Below are 19,529 nucleotides of genomic sequence, written 5' to 3'. Positions count from 1 at the left end.
TGTGGAGCGGCACCCGCGGGACGGGGGTCAGGCGTCGGGCGCGAGGCGGTCGGTGAGGGGCGTCATCCGGGCCCGCGCCAGCAGCACCGACTGGGTGCGGGGGTCGCCGAGGGGCCCTTCGACCCCGTACTCGGCGGTGTCCAGGAGCCGTTCGGCGGCCTCGATCACGGCGGCCGCGGCGGCCCCGGCCGTTCCGCCGGATCCGTCGGACACCGGCAGGCCGAGCAGCGCGGCGGCGGGCGCGCCGTCCGGGTCGCCGTCCACGTCGACGAGCCGTACGACGAGGTCGTCGCGGTGGAAGACGGTGGCGGCGAGGACCGTGCCGTCCCCGTCCCGCAGGGCGGTCGCGTCCCGGTGGGCCAGCAGCCGGGCCAGTTCGGAGCCGGCGCCGGGGCGCACCGGGTAGAGCAGCGCCAGCCGCCGCCCGGGAGCGCCGCTGCGGCCGCGCGAGGACACGTGGTGCACGGCCGGCATGGCGGCCCGGGTGAAGAACTCCCGGGCGGACCGCGGGTCGCACAGGTCGCGTTCCTGTTCCAGGTGCGGGTTGAGGGCCTCCTCGACCGCACGCACCCCCGGCTGCCGGGCCACGTGCCGCAGCGCGCTCTGCAGGTCGCCCCGCACCTCCACCGCCCGGACGACCCGGTTGCCGTGCAGGAACAGCGAGGTCCGCAGCAGCCGGCCGGCCTCGTCGACCTGGGTGTCGGGCGACGCGTAGTCGGACAGCAGCCGGGCCGCCTCGGGCTCGCTGCCGGGCTTCACGGTGAAGGTCAGCGCGTGCCGGACGACGTTGGTCCCGATCCGCGGCGCCGCCCGCAGCGGGCCGCCGGCCGCCTCGGTGGCCGTCTGGTCGCCCTCGGTCTCGCGCAGCACGCTGTAGCGCAGCGAGCGGGTGTCCCGGACGCAGTGCTGCAGGGGTTCGACGGTCGCCAGGTGCTCCTCGCTGCTGACCCAGTTCAGGAACGGCTCGGCGGTCTCCCACTCGCTGGTGAGCAGCCACTGCGTGGGATTGTCGACGCACTGGCACAGCTGGTCGCTGACGTGTCCCGGAACGGCGGCGACCCGGTCGCGGATGCCGTCGTAGGCGTCCAGGAACTCCTGCTGCATTCCGTCGTGGACGTCCAGCATCAGGACGACCCGTACGCGGGATCCGTCGAACGCCGACGTGGAGACGCCGCCCGCGTCCGCGGCCGGGGCGAACGGCGTCGCCGTGGCGTCCGTGGGCAGGGCATCCGCCGTCACGTCATCCGTTGCTTCGACGGGAGAGACCGTCATCCGGGCCACCTCTTCTCCGGGGAACTTCCTCTGGGACTGGGGTGAGCGTCGCGTCGCACGCCATGGCTCGGGCGGGTGCGCCGGTCGCGACAAGCACGATCGTCTGCCGTGCCCGCGAGGACCGCGCGCCGGGAGTGTTAAGCGGGTGAAAGCCTCGGCGGCCGCGGGCCCCGCCGCGGCGCGCGTGGAAGGCATGAGGGCCCCGGCGCACATCTGGCGCGGGGTGAATCACCCGACGACGGTCCGGCACACGAGGACGCACGTCGATCCACAGCGAGGACGGCGCCCGCCGCACCGAACGGCGCGCGTACGTCACAACGGAGGACGAACCATGAACGCAAGAGCCGACCGGACACCGGGTGCCGCCTCCGCGGTGCACCGGGTCCCGGTCCTCATCGTCGGCGGGTCCCTGGTGGGCCTGTCGGCCTCGGTGTTCCTCGGGCGCCTCGGCGTCCGGCACACCCTGGTGGAGCGCCACGCCGGCACCTCCATCCACCCCCGGGGACGCGGCAACAACGTCCGCACGATGGAGATCTTCCGGGTCGCCGGCACCGAGCCGGACATCAGGAAGGCCGCCGCCACGCTGGCCGGCAACCACGGCATCCTCCAGACGCCCACGCTGGTGGGCGACGCGGGGGAGTGGCTGTTCAAGGAGATGGACCCGGGCGGCGGACTGGCCCGCTTCAGCCCCAGCGGCTGGTGCCTGTGCAGCCAGAACGACCTGGAGCCGGAACTCCTCACCCACGCCGCCAACCTCGGCGGCGACCTGCGCTTCGGCACCGAACTGCTGTCGTTCGAGGACGACACCGACGGCGTCACGGCGGTCGTCAAGAGCCGGGACACCGGTGAGCACACCACCATCCGGGCGGACTACCTGATCGCCGCCGACGGCCCCCGCAGCCCCGTCCGTGAGCAGCTCGGCATCGGCCAGAGCGGCCCGGGCGACCTCTTCCACAACGTCAGCGTCACCTTCCGCTCCCGCCGCCTGGCCGACGTCGTGGGCGACCGCCGCTTCATCGTCTGCTACCTGACCACCGAGGGGGCCGACGGCGCCCTGCTGCCCGTCGACAACCGCGAGAACTGGGTCTTCCACGCCCCGTGGCACCCTGAACAGGGCGAGACGGTCGAGGACTTCACCCCGGAGCGCTGCGCCGAGCACATCCGCCGCGCGATCGGCGACCCCGACCTCGACGTCGAGATCACCGGCAAGGCCCCCTGGCACGCCGCCCAGCGCGTGGCCCGCAGCTACCGCTCCGGGCGCGTCCTGCTCGCCGGCGACTCGGCCCACGAGATGTCCCCCACCGGCGCCTTCGGCTCCAACACGGGCATCCAGGACGCCCACAACCTCGCCTGGAAACTGGCCGCGGTCCTGGAGGGCTGGGCGGGCGAGGGCCTGCTGGACACGTACGACGCCGAACGCCGCCCGGTCGCCGAGGCCACCAGCGCCCGCGCCGCCGGCCGCTCCGTGGAACACAGCCACCCGGGCTTCGCACCGCCGCCGGGGATGGGGGGAGGGGCGCCGGGTGGGCCCGGTGGACCGGCTGGTCCTGGTGGTCCTGGTGGTCCTGGCGGGCCGGGTGCGGCCGGTGCGCCGGGCGGACCCGGTGGACCTGGTGGCGTCGGCGCGCCCGGCGGTCCCGGCGGACCGGCCGGTGCCGGAGGGCCGGGTGGCCCCGGTGGACCGGCCGGCCCCGGCGACCTGCGCGGCTTCGGCGGCGCGCCCGGAGGCCCCGGCGGCGGGGCACCCGGCGCGGGCCCCGGCGGCGGCGCCCCGCAGCGCGGCATCCTCAACGTCGCCCTCGGCTACCGCTACCCCCAGGGCGCGGTGGTCGGCGCCGACCCGGCGACCCCGGTGGTGCCGGAGGGCCTCGACCTCACCGGCGCGCCCGGCAGCAGGGCCCCGCACCTGTGGCTCCTGAGGGACGGCACCCGCGTCTCCACCCTGGACCTCTACGAGGACGCCCTGGTGCTGCTGAGCGACGCGGCCCAGCCCACCGGCTGGCACGAGGCGGCGACCCGGCTCGCCGACGAGCTGCGGATCCCGCTGAAGCCGTACCGCGTCGGCGGCACCCCGGAGGCCGACCTGGTCCAGGAGGACGAGGAGCAGGACTGGGCGAAGGCCCACGGCGTCACCCGCGGCGGCGCGGTACTGGTCCGCCCCGACGGCTTCGTGGCCTGGCGCTCCCCGGGCCCGGCCCCGGACCCCGACGCGATGCTCCGCCAGGTGGTCAAGGCAGTCCTGTCCCGCCCCTGACCTGCCCGGAAACTAAACGTGGACCACTCCCCACTTATTTGCTACGGTCGCGATGACGAGCGAATCGGGGAGTGGTCCCCGTTTGTTGAACCGATCTGGGCAAGGGGCGGACGCGATGAGGGAGCCGGCGAAGGAGCCGAGCAGGGCACTGGTCATGGGCGGCGGCGGCCTGACCGCGTACGGCTGGCAGGTGGGCGTCCTGGCGGGACTGGCCGACGCCGGTCTCCACCCCGGCGACGCCGACGTCCTCGCCGGCACCTCGGCCGGCTCCCTGCTCGCCCTCGACCTGGCCAAGGGCTCAACCCCGGCCGACCTCTACGCGGAGCAGATCAACCGCCAACGCCCCATGATCGACGTGGACTTCACCCTTTCGATGACGGCGAGGTACCTGTGGGCGTCCCTGCGCTCGCGCGACCCCGACAGGACGCTGCGCCACCTCTCCCGCCTGGCCCTCTCCGTACGGGACGTCCCGGAGACCGCGGTCCTGGAGGCGATAGGCCCCCACATCCCGGTCGAGGACTGGCCGGCCCGCCCGGTGCGCCTCTTCGCGGTGGACGCCCTCACGGGCACGCCCAAGGGCTTCACGGCCACCGACGGCGTCGACCTGGCCCACGCCATGGCCGCCACCTGCGCCCTGCCGCCCCTCTTCCCGCCGATCACCATCGGCGAGGGCCGCTGGATGGACGGCGGCGTCCGCTCCACGACCAACGCCGACCTGCTCGCGGACTGCGCGAGGGTCGTCGTCATGGCGCCCATCCCCAAGGCGGCGGGAGCCACGCCGAGCGCCCGCACCCAGGTGCGGACCCTGCTCTCCCAGGGCACCCGGGCCACCCTGCTGACCCCCGACCGGACCTCCCTGCGGGCCTTCGGGCGCAACCCCCTGAACGCGGCGCGGATCCCGGGGGCGGCACGGGAGGGCCGGCGCCAGGGCCGGGAGTACGCGGAGGCCGTACGGGCGGTGTGGGAGTAACCGCGGGCCGCATGCGAAGTCGTCCCGGAACGGGTGTCATGGCAGAGGACGAGAGGTCTCCGACACGACAGCCCGGAGGAGCGACATGCGCACACTCGCGATCACCGAGAACATCACCGTCGACGGTTCGATCGAGATGCTCACCGACTGGTTCGACCCCCAGGCCCAGGCCGACATGGCCGACGTCCTGGAGGAGAGCCACCGCCAGGACGAGAACGCCGACGCGCTCCTGGTGGGCAGGCGGACGTTCGAGGACTTCCGCGGCTACTGGCCGGAGCAGACCGACGACCCCACCGGCATCACCGCGTACCTGAACCAGGTCCGGAAGTACGTGGTGTCGACGACGCTCACCGACCCGATGTGGGACAACTCGACGATCCTGAGCGGCGACCCCGTCGAGGAGGTCCGCGCCCTCAAAGCACAGGAGGGCGGCAAGGACATCGTCCTGACCGGCAGCATCCGGCTGGCCCACACGCTGATCGCGGCCGGCCTGGTGGACGAGTACCGCCTCTTCGTCTACCCGGTGGTCCAGGGCGGCGGTCGCAGGCTCTTCCCGGACGGCTTCGAGATCCCGAGACTGACCCTGGCCGAGGCGAAGCCGTTCCGCGGCGGCATCGTGCTGACGCGGTACGTGCCGGCGTGAGCCGCCCGCATTCTCCCGCCGGACGGATGTCGAGAACGCGCGACCGGCTCCGTCCCAGCCCCGGAAGGGCGACCACCGCCCGCCGCCCGCACAACCGACAGGGAGAAACCACCATGGCAATTCAGCGAATGGACAACGTCGGCATCGTCGTGGAGGACATGGACGCCGCCGTCGCGTTCTTCGAGGAACTCGGCATGGAACTGGAGGGCAGGACCGAGGTCAAGGGCCCCGTCGCCGACCAGTGCACCGGCCTGGACGGCGTCCACTGCGACATCGCGATGCTCAGGACCCCCGACGGCCACAGCCGCCTGGAACTGTCGAGCTACCGCACCCCGAAGGCCACGGCCGACACCCCCCGCAACCGCCCCCACAACATCCTGGGCACCCACCGCGTCATGTTCGCCGTGACCGACCTGGAGGACACGGTCACCCGCCTACGCCTCCACGGCGCCGAACCCCTCGGCCGGATCGCCCGCTACGAGGACAGCTACCTCCTCTGCTACGTCCGCGGCCCGGAGGGCATCATCGTGGGCCTGGCGGAACAACTGCACTGAAACGCACGTGCCTTTGGTGAGGGGATGACAGGCTGACTCGCCATGACCGACGACTCGGCGATGAAGGACACCCTGCACGGAAGACTGCGCCGCGACCGCGAGGCCCTGCTCTGGAAACTGGACGGCCTCTCCGAGTACGACGCCCGTCGCCCCCTGACGGCGACGGGCACCAGTCTCCTGGGCCTGGTCAAACACGTGGCCACGGTCGAGGCCAGATACTTCGGAGAGGTCTTCGCCCGCCCCTCCCCGGAACCCCTGCCTCCCTGGCAGGCCCACAAGGGCGAGGACCACTGGGCAACGGAGCACGAAACCCGCGAGCGGATCACGGCCTTCTACCAACGCACATGGGCACACTCGGACGCGACCATCACGTCCCTCCCCCTCAACACCCCAGGCCACGTCCCCTGGTGGCCGGACCCCCACCCCAACACCGACCTCTTCGCCACCCTCCTCCACGTCCTGGGCGAAACCACCCGCCACGCAGGCCACGCGGACATCCTGCGCGAAACCTTGGACGGCCGCACGGGAATGCGCCCGGAGTACGAACAGCCTGCCGACGAGAAGACCCGAGCGGCACACCGCGCCAACCTCGAACGGTCCGCCCGATCGGCAGCGGCCAAGACAGGACACCGCTAGCGAGGCGAAGCCCCCGGGACGGAGTCACCTCGTCCACGCCAGGGAGAACGCCCGACGCCCAGAACACCATCTCGTTCCGGGGTCACCCCACCCCCTGAGGAGTGGCGGTACACCGACTGAGCGGCACCACGCCCCGCCCATACACGAAGACCCCGACCTCGGCGTCTCCGCCTGATTCGGGGTCTTGGACACACTCACACAGTGTGCCCCCGGCAGGATTCGAACCTGCGCACACGGCTCCGGAGGCCGGACAGTTCCCAGGCGTTTCAGCAGGTCAGCGAGCTGCCTGACGGAATGTTAGCCCCGTCGTCCCGCGTATGTCCCGCTGCAATGAAATATCCTACTGGGGACAGTGGTCGCGCGTCCGTGTGCCGGTCAGCGACGATCCCGCCCCGGTCGGCCACCAAGGCTGGGCCCATGGCGCCCCCGTGACTCACGCAACCCCGGCTTATGTCATGTCAGGCCGTGGATGGGGCCTTCGCCGTACAGTGCGCTGATGTCGACCAGGAGGACATCGCGGCGGTGTTTGGCGGCCTCGATGGCATCGGGATGGAAACCGTGCAGGGAGAACAGGGCGAGGGTCGCGTCATCGGGCCGGTGCCCCTGGTCGGCGAGGAGGGTCCGGATGTGTTCGAGGCGCTCGAGGTCCTGGAGTCCTCGGGGTTGGACGGTGGCCTTGGCCTCACCGATCAGGGTGATGGCGGCTCGCGGGTTTTGAGGGCGTTCGCCGGGGGCCATGGCGAGCAGGTCGACCTCGTGCTTGGTCCGGGCGGTCGGGTCGGCGATCTCCGCTGTGCCCACCGCGCCGAGCGACAGCCCCGTCTCGTCGATGGCAAAGGAGCGGGCCCACTCGCGCGCGGTCTCCTCGAAATGCGGGCCGAGGATCTTCGAGTGGTACGTCGGCCGGGACGACTGCCACACCTGGGCACCGCGCCGTCGTTCCACCAGGTCCACCATGGGCAGGGTGATCAGCTGGTTGAAGCGGATCACCGGGTCCGCCACGCTGATGGCCGGGTGCCGCGCTTTGAGCAGGTCCTGCTCCTTGTGGACGTAGCCGGTGGACTCGAGCACCTCAAGCGGGGCGACCATGGCGGAGCGGGACCGTTCCAGCATCGAGCCGACCTTCGCCGGGGTCGAGGCGCCCCGGGCGACCGCGGACAGTACGTCGTAGTACAGCGTGCGGTGGGTGATCCGCGGGTCCTCGCGCAGCAGGTACTCCGCCTCCACCCGGGAGTACAGGGCCCGTCCCGGGTCCAGCAGGGTGCGTTCCACCCAGGGCGCGAACTCGGCCTCCCTCTGCGGGGGGTGCCCGGCGGCCAGCGGCCGATAGCCGGGGGCGCCGCCCAGCACGGAGTCGACCTGCAGTGCCACCGCCGGGTCTGCGATCCCCCAGTGGGTGCGGGCCGTGCGGTAGTCGAAGGCCGGCAGACGCAGGTCCAGAACGGCTCGGCCGCGCAGCGGCTTGGTCCCGGACAGCAACTCGGACATCACGCTCATCGCCGAGCCGCACAGCACGATCCGGCCGCCTGGCGCCTTGCCGGACTGCGACTGGTCGTAGAGCAGTTGCAGGAACCCGGGGATCTCCGGGGAGTGCTGCAGCAGGTACGGCAGCTCGTCGATGATGATCAGCGGCGCCCCCGAGGCCCGGTTCACCACGTCCAGCGCGGCGGTGAGCACATCCCGCCAGTCGTCCAGTCGCATCGCCCCGGGCCGCACACCCGCGTGCGCGGCGATCGTCTCGGTGAACCGGTGCAGCGCGGGAACCCGGCCTTCCTCCTGTACAGCGGTCAGGTACAGCCCGCCCACCGCTTCAGCGAGCGCCTCGAGCAGGAACGACTTCCCGTTTCTCCGGCGCCCCGAGACGATGGCCAGTCGCAGCTCGGTGGCTGGATCGGCGAGAAAATCGTTCAGGAGGGCCCACTCGTGATTGCGGTCCAGCAGCCGCCCCGGCTTTGTGAGTTGTTCACCCATGACCTTCCCTCTTCTGTTTAGGTATATCTAAACAAGATTGGTATAGGTCGAGCTTAACTCTCTTCCTCACCCACAGCGCCACGCTGCGTGTTACCCGCTCACATTGGGTTTTGCCGACCGACGGCCGTGTCCGTCCGGCTTCGCTATGACCCGCAGGGTGGGCTGCCTGTGATCGAGGCGAGTTGGTCGAGGCCGCAGTCATTGTGGAGAACGTCGTCCGGGCTGCAGCCCGAGAGCTGCCGCGATCCGGCAAGCGGACCACGGCAGCCCGAAGCGGACTGCGGAGTTCCTGCATGCTCCCGCTCCGAAAGCCCGAGGGTGGGCCGTCGGATTCGCGGATCGCCCAGCGGAGCGTCGGCGTCCCTGCCGGGCAGAGTGGATGCAATCGGTGCTCTCCATTGCTCAGCGCCGACACCGGGCCTGTAGGGCGTGGGAGTGTGCCTCCTGATGGCGTTCCGCGAGCAGTGCGCGACGGACAGGAGTGGCTCCACGCCGGGAATGGCTCTGTACGGCGTTCGGGTGACACGCGAAGCGGAATCCGGTCTGGCCGTCTGCTCTCTTCTTTCCTGGGGCACGGAGCACGGCGAACGTCTTGATCCAGTGGCAGCGGACGCGGTCGTGCATCTGCTCGCCCTGAGCGGCGCCAAGGTGCGCGACGGGCTGCCCGAGGCCACCCCCGACCTGGTACGGGCCGTGCTGCTCGAGGCGCTGCCACGGTTCCTGTCCGTCGCACCGGGCGAGGAGGGCGCGGCACTCGCGGTACTGCGCGTGCTGGGGGACCGCACCAGAGCGGACGGGCGGCTCAACACCAAGCGGCACGCGCGGTTGCGCGAGGCGATCGACACGTGCGCTGAGGAGCACCTGCCGGTGATGTGCGACCCGCGCGAGTTGACGCGCCCTCGCTTCTGGGGCGGCCTGCTGCGAGCGCGCGGTGTCGACGTTCGGGACGCGCAGGCGGTGCGGGGAGAGTTGGAGGAACTGGCGCGGTTGCCGTACGCGGAGCGTGCCGGGCTGCTGTCCCTGTCCGACGCGACGGAGAGCGCGGAGTCGGACGCGGGCCTCCTGTGCGCGGGTCCGGTGGCGCTGGCGCTCCGCCCCTACCGGCGCGCACTGGCGATGGAACGGTAGGCGGTGGCCGCGACGCTGCTGGGGCAGCGCCTCGCTCTGTGTCTGACCGAGTCGGACGAGACGCCAAGGGTGCTGGACCTGCTGGGCTCCGAGCAGGTGGCGCGTCTGATGGATGCCGATGGTGCTCACGAGTGGACCGAGGCGGTCACGAAAGCCGGGTTGCGCGTGGCCCGCTGCTGGTCGCTGGGGCAGGCCGAACTGCCGTCGGCGGCAGCCGGCTCAGAACGCAGCCAAGCAGTCAAGAGGTTTCCGAAGAGCACTCGGCCAGGCCGTGCGAGCCGCTTGTCCTGGCCGACTATGCCGCTGCCGATCCGGATGGCGGGCCGTCGTCCACCAGAAGTTCCGTGGCGTGCCCGGCGCTCCTTGTGGCGTGATCCGGGAGGAAACGGCTGGCCTTCCCGTTCCACGTGATCACCAGTTCGTCGCGTGCCCGTGTGGCCGCCACGAAGAGCAGCGAACGGGACCGCTGTTCCTCCTGCCGGTAGCGTTCCACCTGTTCGTGCCGGTAGGTTTCGAGCCGCTGATGCGGAATCAGGCCCTCGCTCACCCCGGCGAGGAAAACCCGTTGGAACTCCAGACCCTTGAAGCCGTGCAACGTGCCGATGCGCACGGCGTCAACCTCTGCCGGGATGTCCCTGCCGATCTCGCAGGCGTGGATGCCGTACCGCTCATTCGCCAGGGTGACGGCCAACTGCCTGGCCGCGTCCCGCGACGGGACACCGACCGCCATCGCCGCGTAGGGCGTTCCGTAACGGTCGTGGCGTTCCCTGAGAAGCACGGCGATCGCCCGCATCTCGGTCTGCCAGTCGGGGGCGCGCCAGTACTGCGGTGCCAGTCCGGTGAGCACGGACCGGTAACCGTCGAGGGTGTCCGGGCTGTCGTCGAGGTCGTCGAACCGCTCGCCGGTCATCAGCCCCTGCGCGCTGCCCAGGATTTCGCGCGTGGTCCGGTAGTTGAGGGTCAGCCGGCGTGAGGCCCGGCCGGGCGTGCTGATGCCCAGCCGTCCCAGCACCACCTGATGGGCGTAGATGCGCTGGTGGGCGTCACCGACCAGGAAGATGTCGTCAGGGCCGGGAGTCACCATCGCGCGCAGCATGCGCCAGTGGGAGGCGGACAGGTCCTGCGCCTCGTCCACGACCACGTGCCGGTAACGGGGCCTGAGCCACATACCGCTTCCGGCCTCGCGGTGGATCAGGTCGAGGCCACCTTGTTCGGCCTTGTAGCGGGCCTGCGCCGTCACCTTGGCCATCCGCCTGCCCTCCGCACGGGCGGCCTCGTCGGCGATGAGCGCGTGCGTGGTGCGGTGTCGCTGGTCCAGATGCGCCCGGTAGCGCTGGACCAGCTCCCACACCCGGTGACGCGGGAGACGCTGCAGAACGCCCCTGCCCTCGCGTTTGGCCCGGAGGTACATCTGTTCGGTGCCGCACCCCAGGGCGAGGATCACATGTTTGAACTCCCAGTCCAGGAACTCGGCGTCGAACGCGTACTCCTCGGCCTCGGCGCACACGGTGTGCCAGAGGCTCAGCGCCTGCTCGTCGCTGAGCGGAGGGGGGAGCGGGGACCCGGGGTGCGTCTCCTGGACGACTTCCCGGGCGAGCCGGTCGATCGACTTCACGTCGACCCGGCGCACCAGCTCGTCACCGCCGAGCCGGTACAGCCTGTCCTGAAGGTCCTTGGCGAGGTTGGTGTTGTACGTGGTGAGCAGTACCGGCTTGGTGTGCCCCGAAGGAAGCCGCTCCACCAGGTGACGCACCCGGTGCAGCGCCACCACCGTCTTGCCGGTCCCGGGGCCGCCGGTCACCTTGGCCGACCCCTTGAACGAGGTGGTGGCCAGGCGGTGCTGCTCGGGGTGGAGGAACAGCCGCCAGGCTTCGAACCCGTCGCCGAGCGCGTCGAGCACGGCGGCGTCCTCGGTGCTGACCCGGGACACCGGACGGCGTGCCGCCTTCGCCCAGTCGTGTGGATCCACCTTGTCGTCGGCGCGCCAGGCGTCGGTGATGTGGACCCGGACGTCGGCGGGCTCCATTCCGTCGCTCAGGGCGAGCAGGACGTCGCGGGTGAGAGCGGGGAGGTTGTGGCCCAGCAGCGCGTCCAACTGTGCCCGGTCCGTGATCCGCCGAAGCGCCGGAAGCAGCGAGGCGGACACGCCGAGGCGGAGCAGGCCCGTGTCGTCGTGCCTGGCGAACAGGGGCACCGGCAGCGACCGGGGGGCCGGATGAGCGGTGCCGTCGGCCGGCGACGGCGACCCGCCCCCGGTGTCGCCCGCGTCCTCTCGGGGCGGAAGCGCGACGACCTCACGGCTGACCACGCTCTGGTCCACGAGTTCGACCCCCCCGGAGATCTCGTTGATCTCCACGGTGATCCGGGCGAGTTCGTCACGGGCCGTGTCGCCGACCCGCACGGCGAGGAGGCTGAAGCGGTTCTCGTCGGTCTCCAGCAGCAGAGCCGTCCCGCGGCTGTCGACCCTCGCGAGGAAGAGCCGGCCGTTGCGGCCCGTGTCCCGCAGCGGGGTGAGCCGCAGGGCGCGGTTGGAGCGGTCGTCGCGCAACCTGCGGACGAAGTCGCCGACGGCGTTCTTGTCGCCGGGAGCCAGGCCTTTGATGTCCTCGTTGGCCTGCGGGGTCGGGATGACCTGTGTCCTGACCGGGGTGTTCACGCTCCTTCGCCTCCCTCGTCCGTCGCGCCGGACCGTGCCTGGCGGACCAGGGCGGCCAGCTCGGTCTCGTCCCAGGCACCCGCGTCCCCGACCCGCCAGCCCGCGGCGTGGCACTCGGACAGATAGCCGGTGTCCTGCGCGTCCTCGGCCAGGACGACGGCGATCCTCGCCGCGGGCCAGGCCAGTTCCAGCGGGCGGGAGACGCCACTCGTGTCCCACCCGGCCTCGGGCGGCGGTACGTCACCCCGCTCCGCGAGCGCGAGCGCGAGCTTCTCGACGGCCGGGTCACCCATGTACGACAGCTCCCGCAGCACGAGTTGCCAGGCGGTCGTCCGCTCCAGAGCCGTGGGTGTGGTGGCGTCGGCGTGCGCGACCGCAGCACCGGTGCGGGAGCCCGTGAGGCGGACGCCGGCGCCCGGCCCGGCACCCCGCCCGGGCTCCGCGTCGCCCCCGGCCGGGACCGCGCCGATATCGGTTAGCCCGCTACCCTGCCGGTCCTCGCCCAGGGCGGCCAGGAGCCCGCCGGCCTGTCCGGCGGTCGCGGCCAGCAGACTGGCGTCGAATGCGTCCAGCGCGGTGCGGGCCAGCTGCAGTCCGTCCGCCCGGCCTTCGCCCGACGGGTCGAGGAACTGCAGGACGTTGCCCCAGCACAGCCACGCCTTCCAGCGCCGCCGGTGCTCGGCACCGTCACCGGCGACGGCCTCCGGACGGTCGTCGAGGACCGCCAGTGCGCTCAGCCCCTGCGGTCTGACGCGGGAGTCCCCGATCAGCAGCAGGGGCAGCCCCGAACCGTCGCGTACCGGATACAGCCGCAGCCCGCCCGAGTCCCCGCCGACCGCCGGGCGTTCCTCGCCGCGCAGCGCGGCCTCCACCCACGGCACCGCCGCCTCGGGCCCGGCGTCGACGACGTCCTCGCGCCGCGCCATGCTCATCAGGCCCGCCACGGCGAGCCGTGCCAGCACCTGCCACCGGCGGGGGTCCGGATCGGCCAGGAAACCCAGCAGCGCGGGGATCGCACCGGCGAACAGCTGGTCCATGTACGCCGGGTCCTGCCGCTGCCGCACCCACCGGGCGCGCGCCTTGCCGCCCGGCGTGTTGTCGCCGTCCACCGGGTACGGAGGCCAGGCGCCCCGTGCCTGCGGCCCGGCCAGCGCGGGGGCGAGCGCTCCTGCTGCCTCGTCCGCGTCGGCGCCGCCGACGCGCCCGGACCGCTCGCGCAGTTCCTTCTCCCAGGCGATGACGTCGTCCCAGGTGATCTGCCACACCAGCGTGCCGTCGGCCCGCAGGCGGGCGCGTTTCGCAGCGTCCCCGGCGATCCGGTTGACGGCTTCGGAGGCGTGCCAGCGGTAGCCGTCGAGATACACGGCCACGGGAACCGGGCGCGGCCCGTCACCGGTGGCCGTGTCGCCCGCGGGGCGCAGCAGCAGGTCCGGAACCGTGCCGTGGGCGTCGAGCGGCTTCTGCGCGACGACCTCCCAGTGGACGGGTGAACCGTCCCGTCCGCGCAGGGTGAACTGCTTGCCCTGGCGACCGGTCGGCGTGTCCTCGTGCTCGACCCCGGCGCCGTCGGCGGCGCTCTCCAGCCACCGGTCCAGGCAGTCGATGAACCGCCGCTCCAGGTCGCTCTGCGCCTGCTTCGCGAAACGTCGACGGTCCACATCCTCGCCGCCCTCACCGATTCGGGCCCGCCCGTCCGGTTCCCTGCGGGCGCGGCGGACGTCCCAACGGCTGTGCCCGTCCACGCCGAGGACGTCGTCCAGCATCCACAGGGCCTCGCGCCGGTCGAGCAGGGGGTAGTCCCGGTCGGGCGCGTAGCCGAGCAGACACAGGTGGCAGGCGCGGCGTCGCGGCTCCTTCCCACAGGGGCAGTCGCGCAGATACGCCTGGGCGCGGGCCAGTACGGCCCTGAACTCCTCGCCGTTGCGTTCGACGAGCCGCTGGAGATAGCCGGTGCCCCCGGGCAGGGAGTCGTACAGTACCAGGTGGTTGCGGGTCAGGCCGGTCGCCCGGTCCGGTTCGCCGGTCGGGGCGGAGCGGATGTGCGCGGGGTCGCCGCCGTAGCGCAGGGCCAGGCCGAGGTGGAGCGCGGCGGAGAACGACGCCAGCCGCTCGGGGACCTGCAGGGTCGCGGCCGGCAGCAGGACCCGCAGGGCCTCGGTGCGGTGCTCGGCGCACGTGATCACCCGCGCGTCCGCCGCCTGCACGGGCCGGGCCCGGCGACGGGTGGGACACCAGGGCCGGTGGTGCGCCAGCTCGGGCCGGGCCGCGATCGACTCGCTCACCTGCTCCTGCACGGGCGGATGCCCCGCATCCCGGTCGGTGGCCCCGCCGCACTGCGGGCACACGGTGAACGGGCTGACGCTCACCTCACGCCCGGCGAAGAACGTGTCCGGACGTCGCCCCGGCCTGGCCCTACCCAGGTTGAAACGGCGTACGACCGCCTCCCGTACGTGGTCGAACCCGAAGACGGCGCTCTCGTGCCGCCAGCTCTCCTTGACCGCCGCCGGGTCGACGTCGACCGCCGTCACCGTCGAGTGGTAGCGGCGACTGCGGGACTCCTGGTCGTCGATGATCCGGGCGTCGTCCCGCCGGTCGCGGGAGGTGACCTTGCGCGGCACGATCACCGAGAACCTTGCCGACCGGCCGCCGATGCCGGGCCCGGCGCAGCGCGGGCACGGCGAGGTGTCCGCCTCGGCGTCCCGTCCGGTGCGGACGTGACCGCACTCCGGGCACACCCGCCACACCGCGATCGCCGGGCGGCTCTCCTCCCCGGTGCCGTCCTTGGTCTGCTCGCCGCCGCGGGGCCGGGCGCCGAGGTCGAACCCGTCGACCTCGTGCCGGTAGCCGAGTACGTAGTACGAGTTGCCCGGTGCCAGTTCGGTCAGCGCGGCCTCGGCGGGCCGGTGGTACAGGCGGGTCTCGGTGCGCCACTGGCTCTTCGGCGCGCGTTCCCCGTCCGCCCCCCGGGCCCGCCGGGCCGGTTCCTTGCGGGTGAGGACCGCCTCCAGCCGGACGCCGTCCTCCACCAGGGTGTAGTTGGGCAGCAGTCCCCGCTCGACGAGGAACGCCTGCGCGCCGGACTGGGCGAGGGTCTGCAACTGCCCGCGCACGGCCCCGGCCTCCCGGCCCAGAGTCCGCTTCTCGCGGGCCTCGTCCTCGACGGTGTCGTGCAACGCCTCGGCGGCCTCAGCGATCGCGGCGAGCCGGTCCACCAGCTCCGTCCGCTCCGCCTCCCAGACCCTCTCGGCGTCCCGCAGCCGCCAGGCCAGCCACCGCTCGGGCGACCGCGCCGCCGCGTCACCGGCGTCGGGCAGCGGTTCCACGTACCGGCGCAGCTCCTTGTGGGCGTCACGGGAGGCTCCCGAGTCGGGGACCCCCTCGACCTCGGGGAACAGCCGCAGGAAGTCGTCCACCAGGTCGGTGCGGCCGACGACGGCCCGTGCGAAGTGGCGCAGCCAGCCCGCCGGACCGAACAGTGCCGTCGCCCGGTCGGGCAGCGGCAGCACGCCCTCCAGTCTGCCCCGCCCCGCGAGGTCGAGCAGATGGGCGGTGAACTGACGGCGCAGCAGCTCGGTGGCGGACAGGAAGCAGCCCGGCGGAAGGATGCGCCCGGCGATCAGGTGCCGGGGCTCTGCCAGGTGGTAGAGGGAGCGCGGGCTGGTGTCGGCGAGGGACACCAGCAGCGCGTTGCCGGTGGAGCGCCCCGCCCGGCCGGACCGCTGTACGTACGCCGCGGTCGTCGGCGGCAGCGAGGCCAGCAGCACCGCCTCCAACTGGCCGATGTCGATACCGAGCTCCAGGGTGGGCGTGCAGGACAGCACGTTGGGGTCGGTGTGCCGCACCCCTTCGCGGAAGCCCTTCTCGACCTGTTCGCGTTCCTTGCGGGTCAGTAGGCCGGTGTGCTCGGCCGCGACCACGTTGTAGGGGTCGGCCTCCCGGTACAGACGGCGGTAGTAGTCGCCGCGGAAGTCACGTCCGGCCCGCCCCGCGTCCGCCGCCGGGGGCCGCCGCAGGGCGCCGGCGCAGCCCTTGAGCGGGCAGGGCAGCCCCGCCCACACCCCGACCCGCTCCGGCGGCACGGTCTGCGTCCAGCCGCATTCGCGGCACACCAGCGCGGCGTCGGCCGTCTCGTCGTCGGCGAGCGGACGCACCCGGACGTGCCCGGGGGTCAGCCCGTACACCCCGGCCCGGTCCTGGCCGCGTCCGGCGCGCTGCTCGCCGGTACGCCGGTACGCCAGCGCGCCGATGCCCGGTTCGGCGAGCCGGGGGAGCAGCCTGGCCAGGTAGTCGCCGGCCAGGGAGCGGTCCATATCCAGGCAGCGGGCCGTGAAGTCGGTGTACCAGCTCTCCCGGGTGTCGACCCGTTCGAAGTCGGTCCGGCCGGGCCGGGCGCCGACCAGGACGAAAGCCGGGGCCTCGGAGCCCCGCCCGAACGCCTGCATTCCTTCCGGGCGACCGCCCCACACGCTGTAGCGGTTGCGGCCCTCCTCGCGGATGAAGGTGTCCAGCCAGGCGTGCCGTATCCCGCCGCTGACCCTGACGTGTTCCAGCAGCCCGCGCACGAACCCCTCGAAGCGGCGCAGCCGTTCGGGCCCCGCCGCGGGCACCCCGACCGGGACGCCCGCGTCCGGGCCGGCGTCCCGAGCGTCACCCGGGCCGCCGTCCGGGGCGTTGCCGAAGTCGCCGTCAGAGCCGCCGTCCCCGGCTTCCGGGCGGGCGGGGGCTCCCTCGGCCGGTGCCGCCTCGTCGAACGGCAGCTGCTGCCGCAGGACCTCCTCGTAGAGGGCCTCGGCGGTCCTGGCCGTCGTCCCCGGGTCCGGCAGGTGGACCTCGGCGGCAACGGTCCGGGTCAGTTCCAAGGTGCGGCCCAGCCGGGCGTGCAGCCCGAACTCCAGCAGTGTGTTGAACGCCAGACGCTCACCGACCAGATTCCACGTGCCCTTCGGCAGCCGCTTCCGCCCGGCCAGCAGCCGCCGTACCCCGTCCACGTCGTGCAGGTCCGGCGGGACGACGGAGGCCAGCAGCTTCTCCTTGTCGACCGACGCCCGCCGCACCAGCGCCGCGATCAGCTCGTTCAGCGGCACGCCGTCCTTCGCGAACTCCGCTTTCCCCGCCGCCTGTTCGGTCAGCTGCTCGTGCACCAGAGAACGCAGGGAGAACTTCCACGCCCGGCTGGCCACGAACCCGGCCAGGTGCGCGGCGTCCTGCACCGAGTCGTTGAAGACCAGGGTGCGGCGCCGGTCGTTGCCGTCGGCGTCCTTCGCGGGCAGCTCGCCACCGGTGAACAACTGGGTGACCGCCACCGACGCGAGCGGCGCGACGCCCGCGCCGAGGAAACGGATGCCCTGCGCCTGACCGCAGGCCGGGCAGCGGTCCTGCCGGGCGAACTCGTCGGCGTCCGACTGGAGATACCACATCTTGACGAACACCCCCTTGTCCGGGGCGTCGGCGATCCGGTCGCCGGGCAGCAGCACCTCGTCCGGGTCGACGGGCCGCAGCCGCTCCCCGTTGTCCTCCAGGACGAGCACGCTCGCGTCCCGCGAGGCCGCGGCACGCCGCCGCCGGGCCCGCGCGAGGGCCCGGCGAGCCTCCTCGGCCGCCTCGGCGGGCGTCGCCGCGATCATCGCCCGCACCCGGGCCTTCCCGGCGCCGCCGCCCGCGCTCAGCCGGTAGACGTCGTCGGGGGCGGTCACCAGCTCGGACGGGTTGCGCTCGGGGCACACGGCGCTCCACCCGGACCGCCCGCAGTGCCGGCAGTAAGCCGACGGCAGCCGTCCCGACCGCCGCACCGAACGCCGCCGCTCCTCCTGCGCGGCCGACGCCACGGCGGAGGCGGCGGCCTGGTCGGCGTCCGACCAGGAGAACACCGGCCGGGGCGCCACGAACCGCAGCACCCGCGACAGCGACCGCACCCACAGGTGGCTCTCGACCAGCAGCAGGGGCCGCCGCTCCCCGTCCGGGGCGTCCGGATCGCGGGCCTCGGAGACCAGCGCCACGAACCGGGCCAGCGCCTCCACGGCGGTCACCGGGTCCTGCTCCACCGCAAGACGCCAGGGCGAACTCGCCGGGAAGCCCCGCAGCACCTCCTCGAAGGTGAGGGGCTGATCCACCCCCGTGGCCAGCAGGTCGTGGGTCACCGGGTGCGCGAGCAGCCGGCGCCCCAGCTCCCGGGCGTCGGACGCGTCGCAGCCGAGCACGGCCCGCGCCAGCCGGTCCATCCCGCCGGCCGTGGCCGCCGGGTCGGGCAGCGCGGCCATCTCGCCGGGCGGCGGCACGGGCGGCAGCGAGGCGTCCAGCGGCTTCAGGAAGGCACCCGGCTCCCGCCGGTCCTCCCCGATCACCGCGTCGTCGGGGAAGTACGTGCCGAACACCCGCGAGGCCACGTCCAGCATGGCCCGCGCCCCGCCGGCCCCCGCGGTCTGCGGATCGGCCTCCGGCCCGGACTCGCCGAGGGTCGCCGACGTCGCCACCGGGCACACCGACCCGAGCGGCCGCCCCTCCTCGGCCGCCCCCGCGACCGCGCCGAGGCGCCGCAGCAGCATCGCCACGTCCGTGCCCTGCGCGCCGTCGTAGGTGTGGAACTCGTCGATCACCACGTACGCGAGGTCCGCGTCCGCCCACAGCGGGGCGTCGAGCTGCCGCTGGAGGAGCAGGTCCAGCATCTTGTAGTTGGTGATCAGGATGTCCGGCGGATTACGGCGTATCTCCGCCCGGTCCACCATCACCCGCCCGTAAGGGGATGCCGTCCCCCGGGCGCTCGCCTCGCCGATGTACAGCCCGGCGGTCACCTCGGCGAGCCGCGGGTCCTCGTCCAGCAGCTTGCCGAGCCGCCCCGCCTGGTCCCCGGCGAGCGCGTTCATCGGATACAGCAGCACCGCCTTGACGCCGGCCCGTCCCGCCGCCCGCTCCCGGCGGCAGTGGTCGATCACGGGCACCAGGAACGACTCGGTCTTCCCGGACCCCGTACCGGTCGTCACGAGGGTGGGCCGGGGAGCATGCCCGTCCTTGGTGGTGAGCCGCGCGAAGGCTTCCGCCTGATGCGCGTACGGCCGGAAACCGTCCTGCCACCAGTCCAGGTGCCGCTCCCAGCCGCCGGGCGCGGACCGGAACGGCCGCCGGATGCGCAGGTACGGCCCCCGGAAGAGCCCGTCGGCCGGATCGGTGAGGAAGTCGGTGAGCGCCTCCTGCGTGGCCGGTTCGGCCAGCGCGAACGTGGTGGTCAGGTACTCGACCGCCGTGTCGCGCAGCGCCTGCGCGGCGAGTGTGGGTCTCATGGCGGTCGCGCCCCTCCCGTACGGCCAGACACGGGACGCCCGCCGACGGTTACCCCGGCCCCGCCGCCCCGCACACGATCTCCACCACCTTACGTGTGAGCACTGACAGTAAGGAACGAATCAGCCGGAACGGACTGGTGAGGGGCCTGCCGGACCTGACTGGCGTCCAAC

General features: G+C 72.9%; 10 protein-coding genes. 6 read left to right on the top strand and 4 right to left on the bottom strand.

Translation table 11 applies throughout. The features are described 5' to 3' along the window. Positions 1–27: 27 nt before the first annotated feature. On the bottom strand, positions 28–1,272 hold the full coding sequence (locus IE108_RS03525; RefSeq protein ID WP_079163663.1) for a SchA/CurD-like domain-containing protein: 1,245 nt from the start codon (positions 1,270–1,272) through the stop codon (positions 28–30). 331 nt (positions 1,273–1,603) lie between these two features. Between IE108_RS03525 and IE108_RS03520 the strand changes: the two genes are divergently transcribed. The 5 genes from IE108_RS03520 (at position 1,604) to IE108_RS03500 (ending at position 6,329) form a co-directional block, all read left to right on the top strand. Next, positions 1,604–3,526 carry an FAD-dependent oxidoreductase gene (locus tag IE108_RS03520; RefSeq protein WP_064729827.1) on the top strand — a complete coding sequence of 641 codons (1,923 nt, stop codon included), beginning with the start codon at positions 1,604–1,606 and terminating at the stop codon, positions 3,524–3,526. A gap of 115 nt (positions 3,527–3,641) precedes the next feature. After that, positions 3,642–4,496, top strand: a complete 855-nt coding sequence (locus IE108_RS03515) for a patatin-like phospholipase family protein (protein WP_064729828.1) — start codon at positions 3,642–3,644, stop codon at positions 4,494–4,496. Between the two features lie 85 nt (positions 4,497–4,581). Continuing rightward, positions 4,582–5,139 carry a dihydrofolate reductase family protein gene (locus tag IE108_RS03510; RefSeq protein ID WP_064729829.1) on the top strand — a complete coding sequence of 186 codons (558 nt, stop codon included), beginning with the start codon at positions 4,582–4,584 and terminating at the stop codon, positions 5,137–5,139. A 113-nt stretch (positions 5,140–5,252) separates the two neighbouring features. Then, the gene (locus IE108_RS03505) at positions 5,253–5,693 is read left to right on the top strand and encodes a VOC family protein (RefSeq protein WP_064729830.1); all 441 of its coding nucleotides are present in this window, start codon (positions 5,253–5,255) and stop codon (positions 5,691–5,693) included. Between the two features lie 42 nt (positions 5,694–5,735). After that, positions 5,736–6,329 carry a DinB family protein gene (locus IE108_RS03500; protein WP_064729831.1) on the top strand — a complete coding sequence of 198 codons (594 nt, stop codon included), beginning with the start codon at positions 5,736–5,738 and terminating at the stop codon, positions 6,327–6,329. A gap of 453 nt (positions 6,330–6,782) precedes the next feature. Here IE108_RS03500 and IE108_RS03495 read toward each other — a convergent pair whose 3' ends face one another. After that, positions 6,783–8,300, bottom strand: a complete 1,518-nt coding sequence (locus IE108_RS03495) for an AAA family ATPase (protein ID WP_064729832.1) — start codon at positions 8,298–8,300, stop codon at positions 6,783–6,785. 600 nt (positions 8,301–8,900) lie between these two features. On the opposite strand from IE108_RS03495, the gene IE108_RS03490 reads away from it, so the two are divergent. Further along, on the top strand, positions 8,901–9,428 hold the full coding sequence (locus tag IE108_RS03490) for a hypothetical protein (protein WP_064729833.1): 528 nt from the start codon (positions 8,901–8,903) through the stop codon (positions 9,426–9,428). Between the two features lie 295 nt (positions 9,429–9,723). Here IE108_RS03490 and IE108_RS03485 read toward each other — a convergent pair whose 3' ends face one another. Beyond that, positions 9,724–12,084, bottom strand: coding sequence for a UvrD-helicase domain-containing protein (locus IE108_RS03485; RefSeq protein WP_079163664.1), 2,361 nt, complete (start codon positions 12,082–12,084; stop codon positions 9,724–9,726). Beyond that, positions 12,081–19,358 (bottom strand): DEAD/DEAH box helicase, encoded by a 7,278-nt coding sequence (locus IE108_RS03480; protein WP_064729834.1) that lies wholly within the window; start codon positions 19,356–19,358, stop codon positions 12,081–12,083. Before IE108_RS03480 ends, IE108_RS03485 begins: the two co-directional genes overlap by 4 nt. Positions 19,359–19,529 lie beyond the last annotated feature (171 nt).

The sequence above is a fragment of the Streptomyces parvulus genome, assembly GCF_014648855.1.
Taxonomy (GTDB): domain Bacteria; phylum Actinomycetota; class Actinomycetes; order Streptomycetales; family Streptomycetaceae; genus Streptomyces; species Streptomyces parvulus.
Note: the sequence above shows the minus strand (reverse complement) of the source record. Positions and strands in the feature narration are given on the sequence as shown.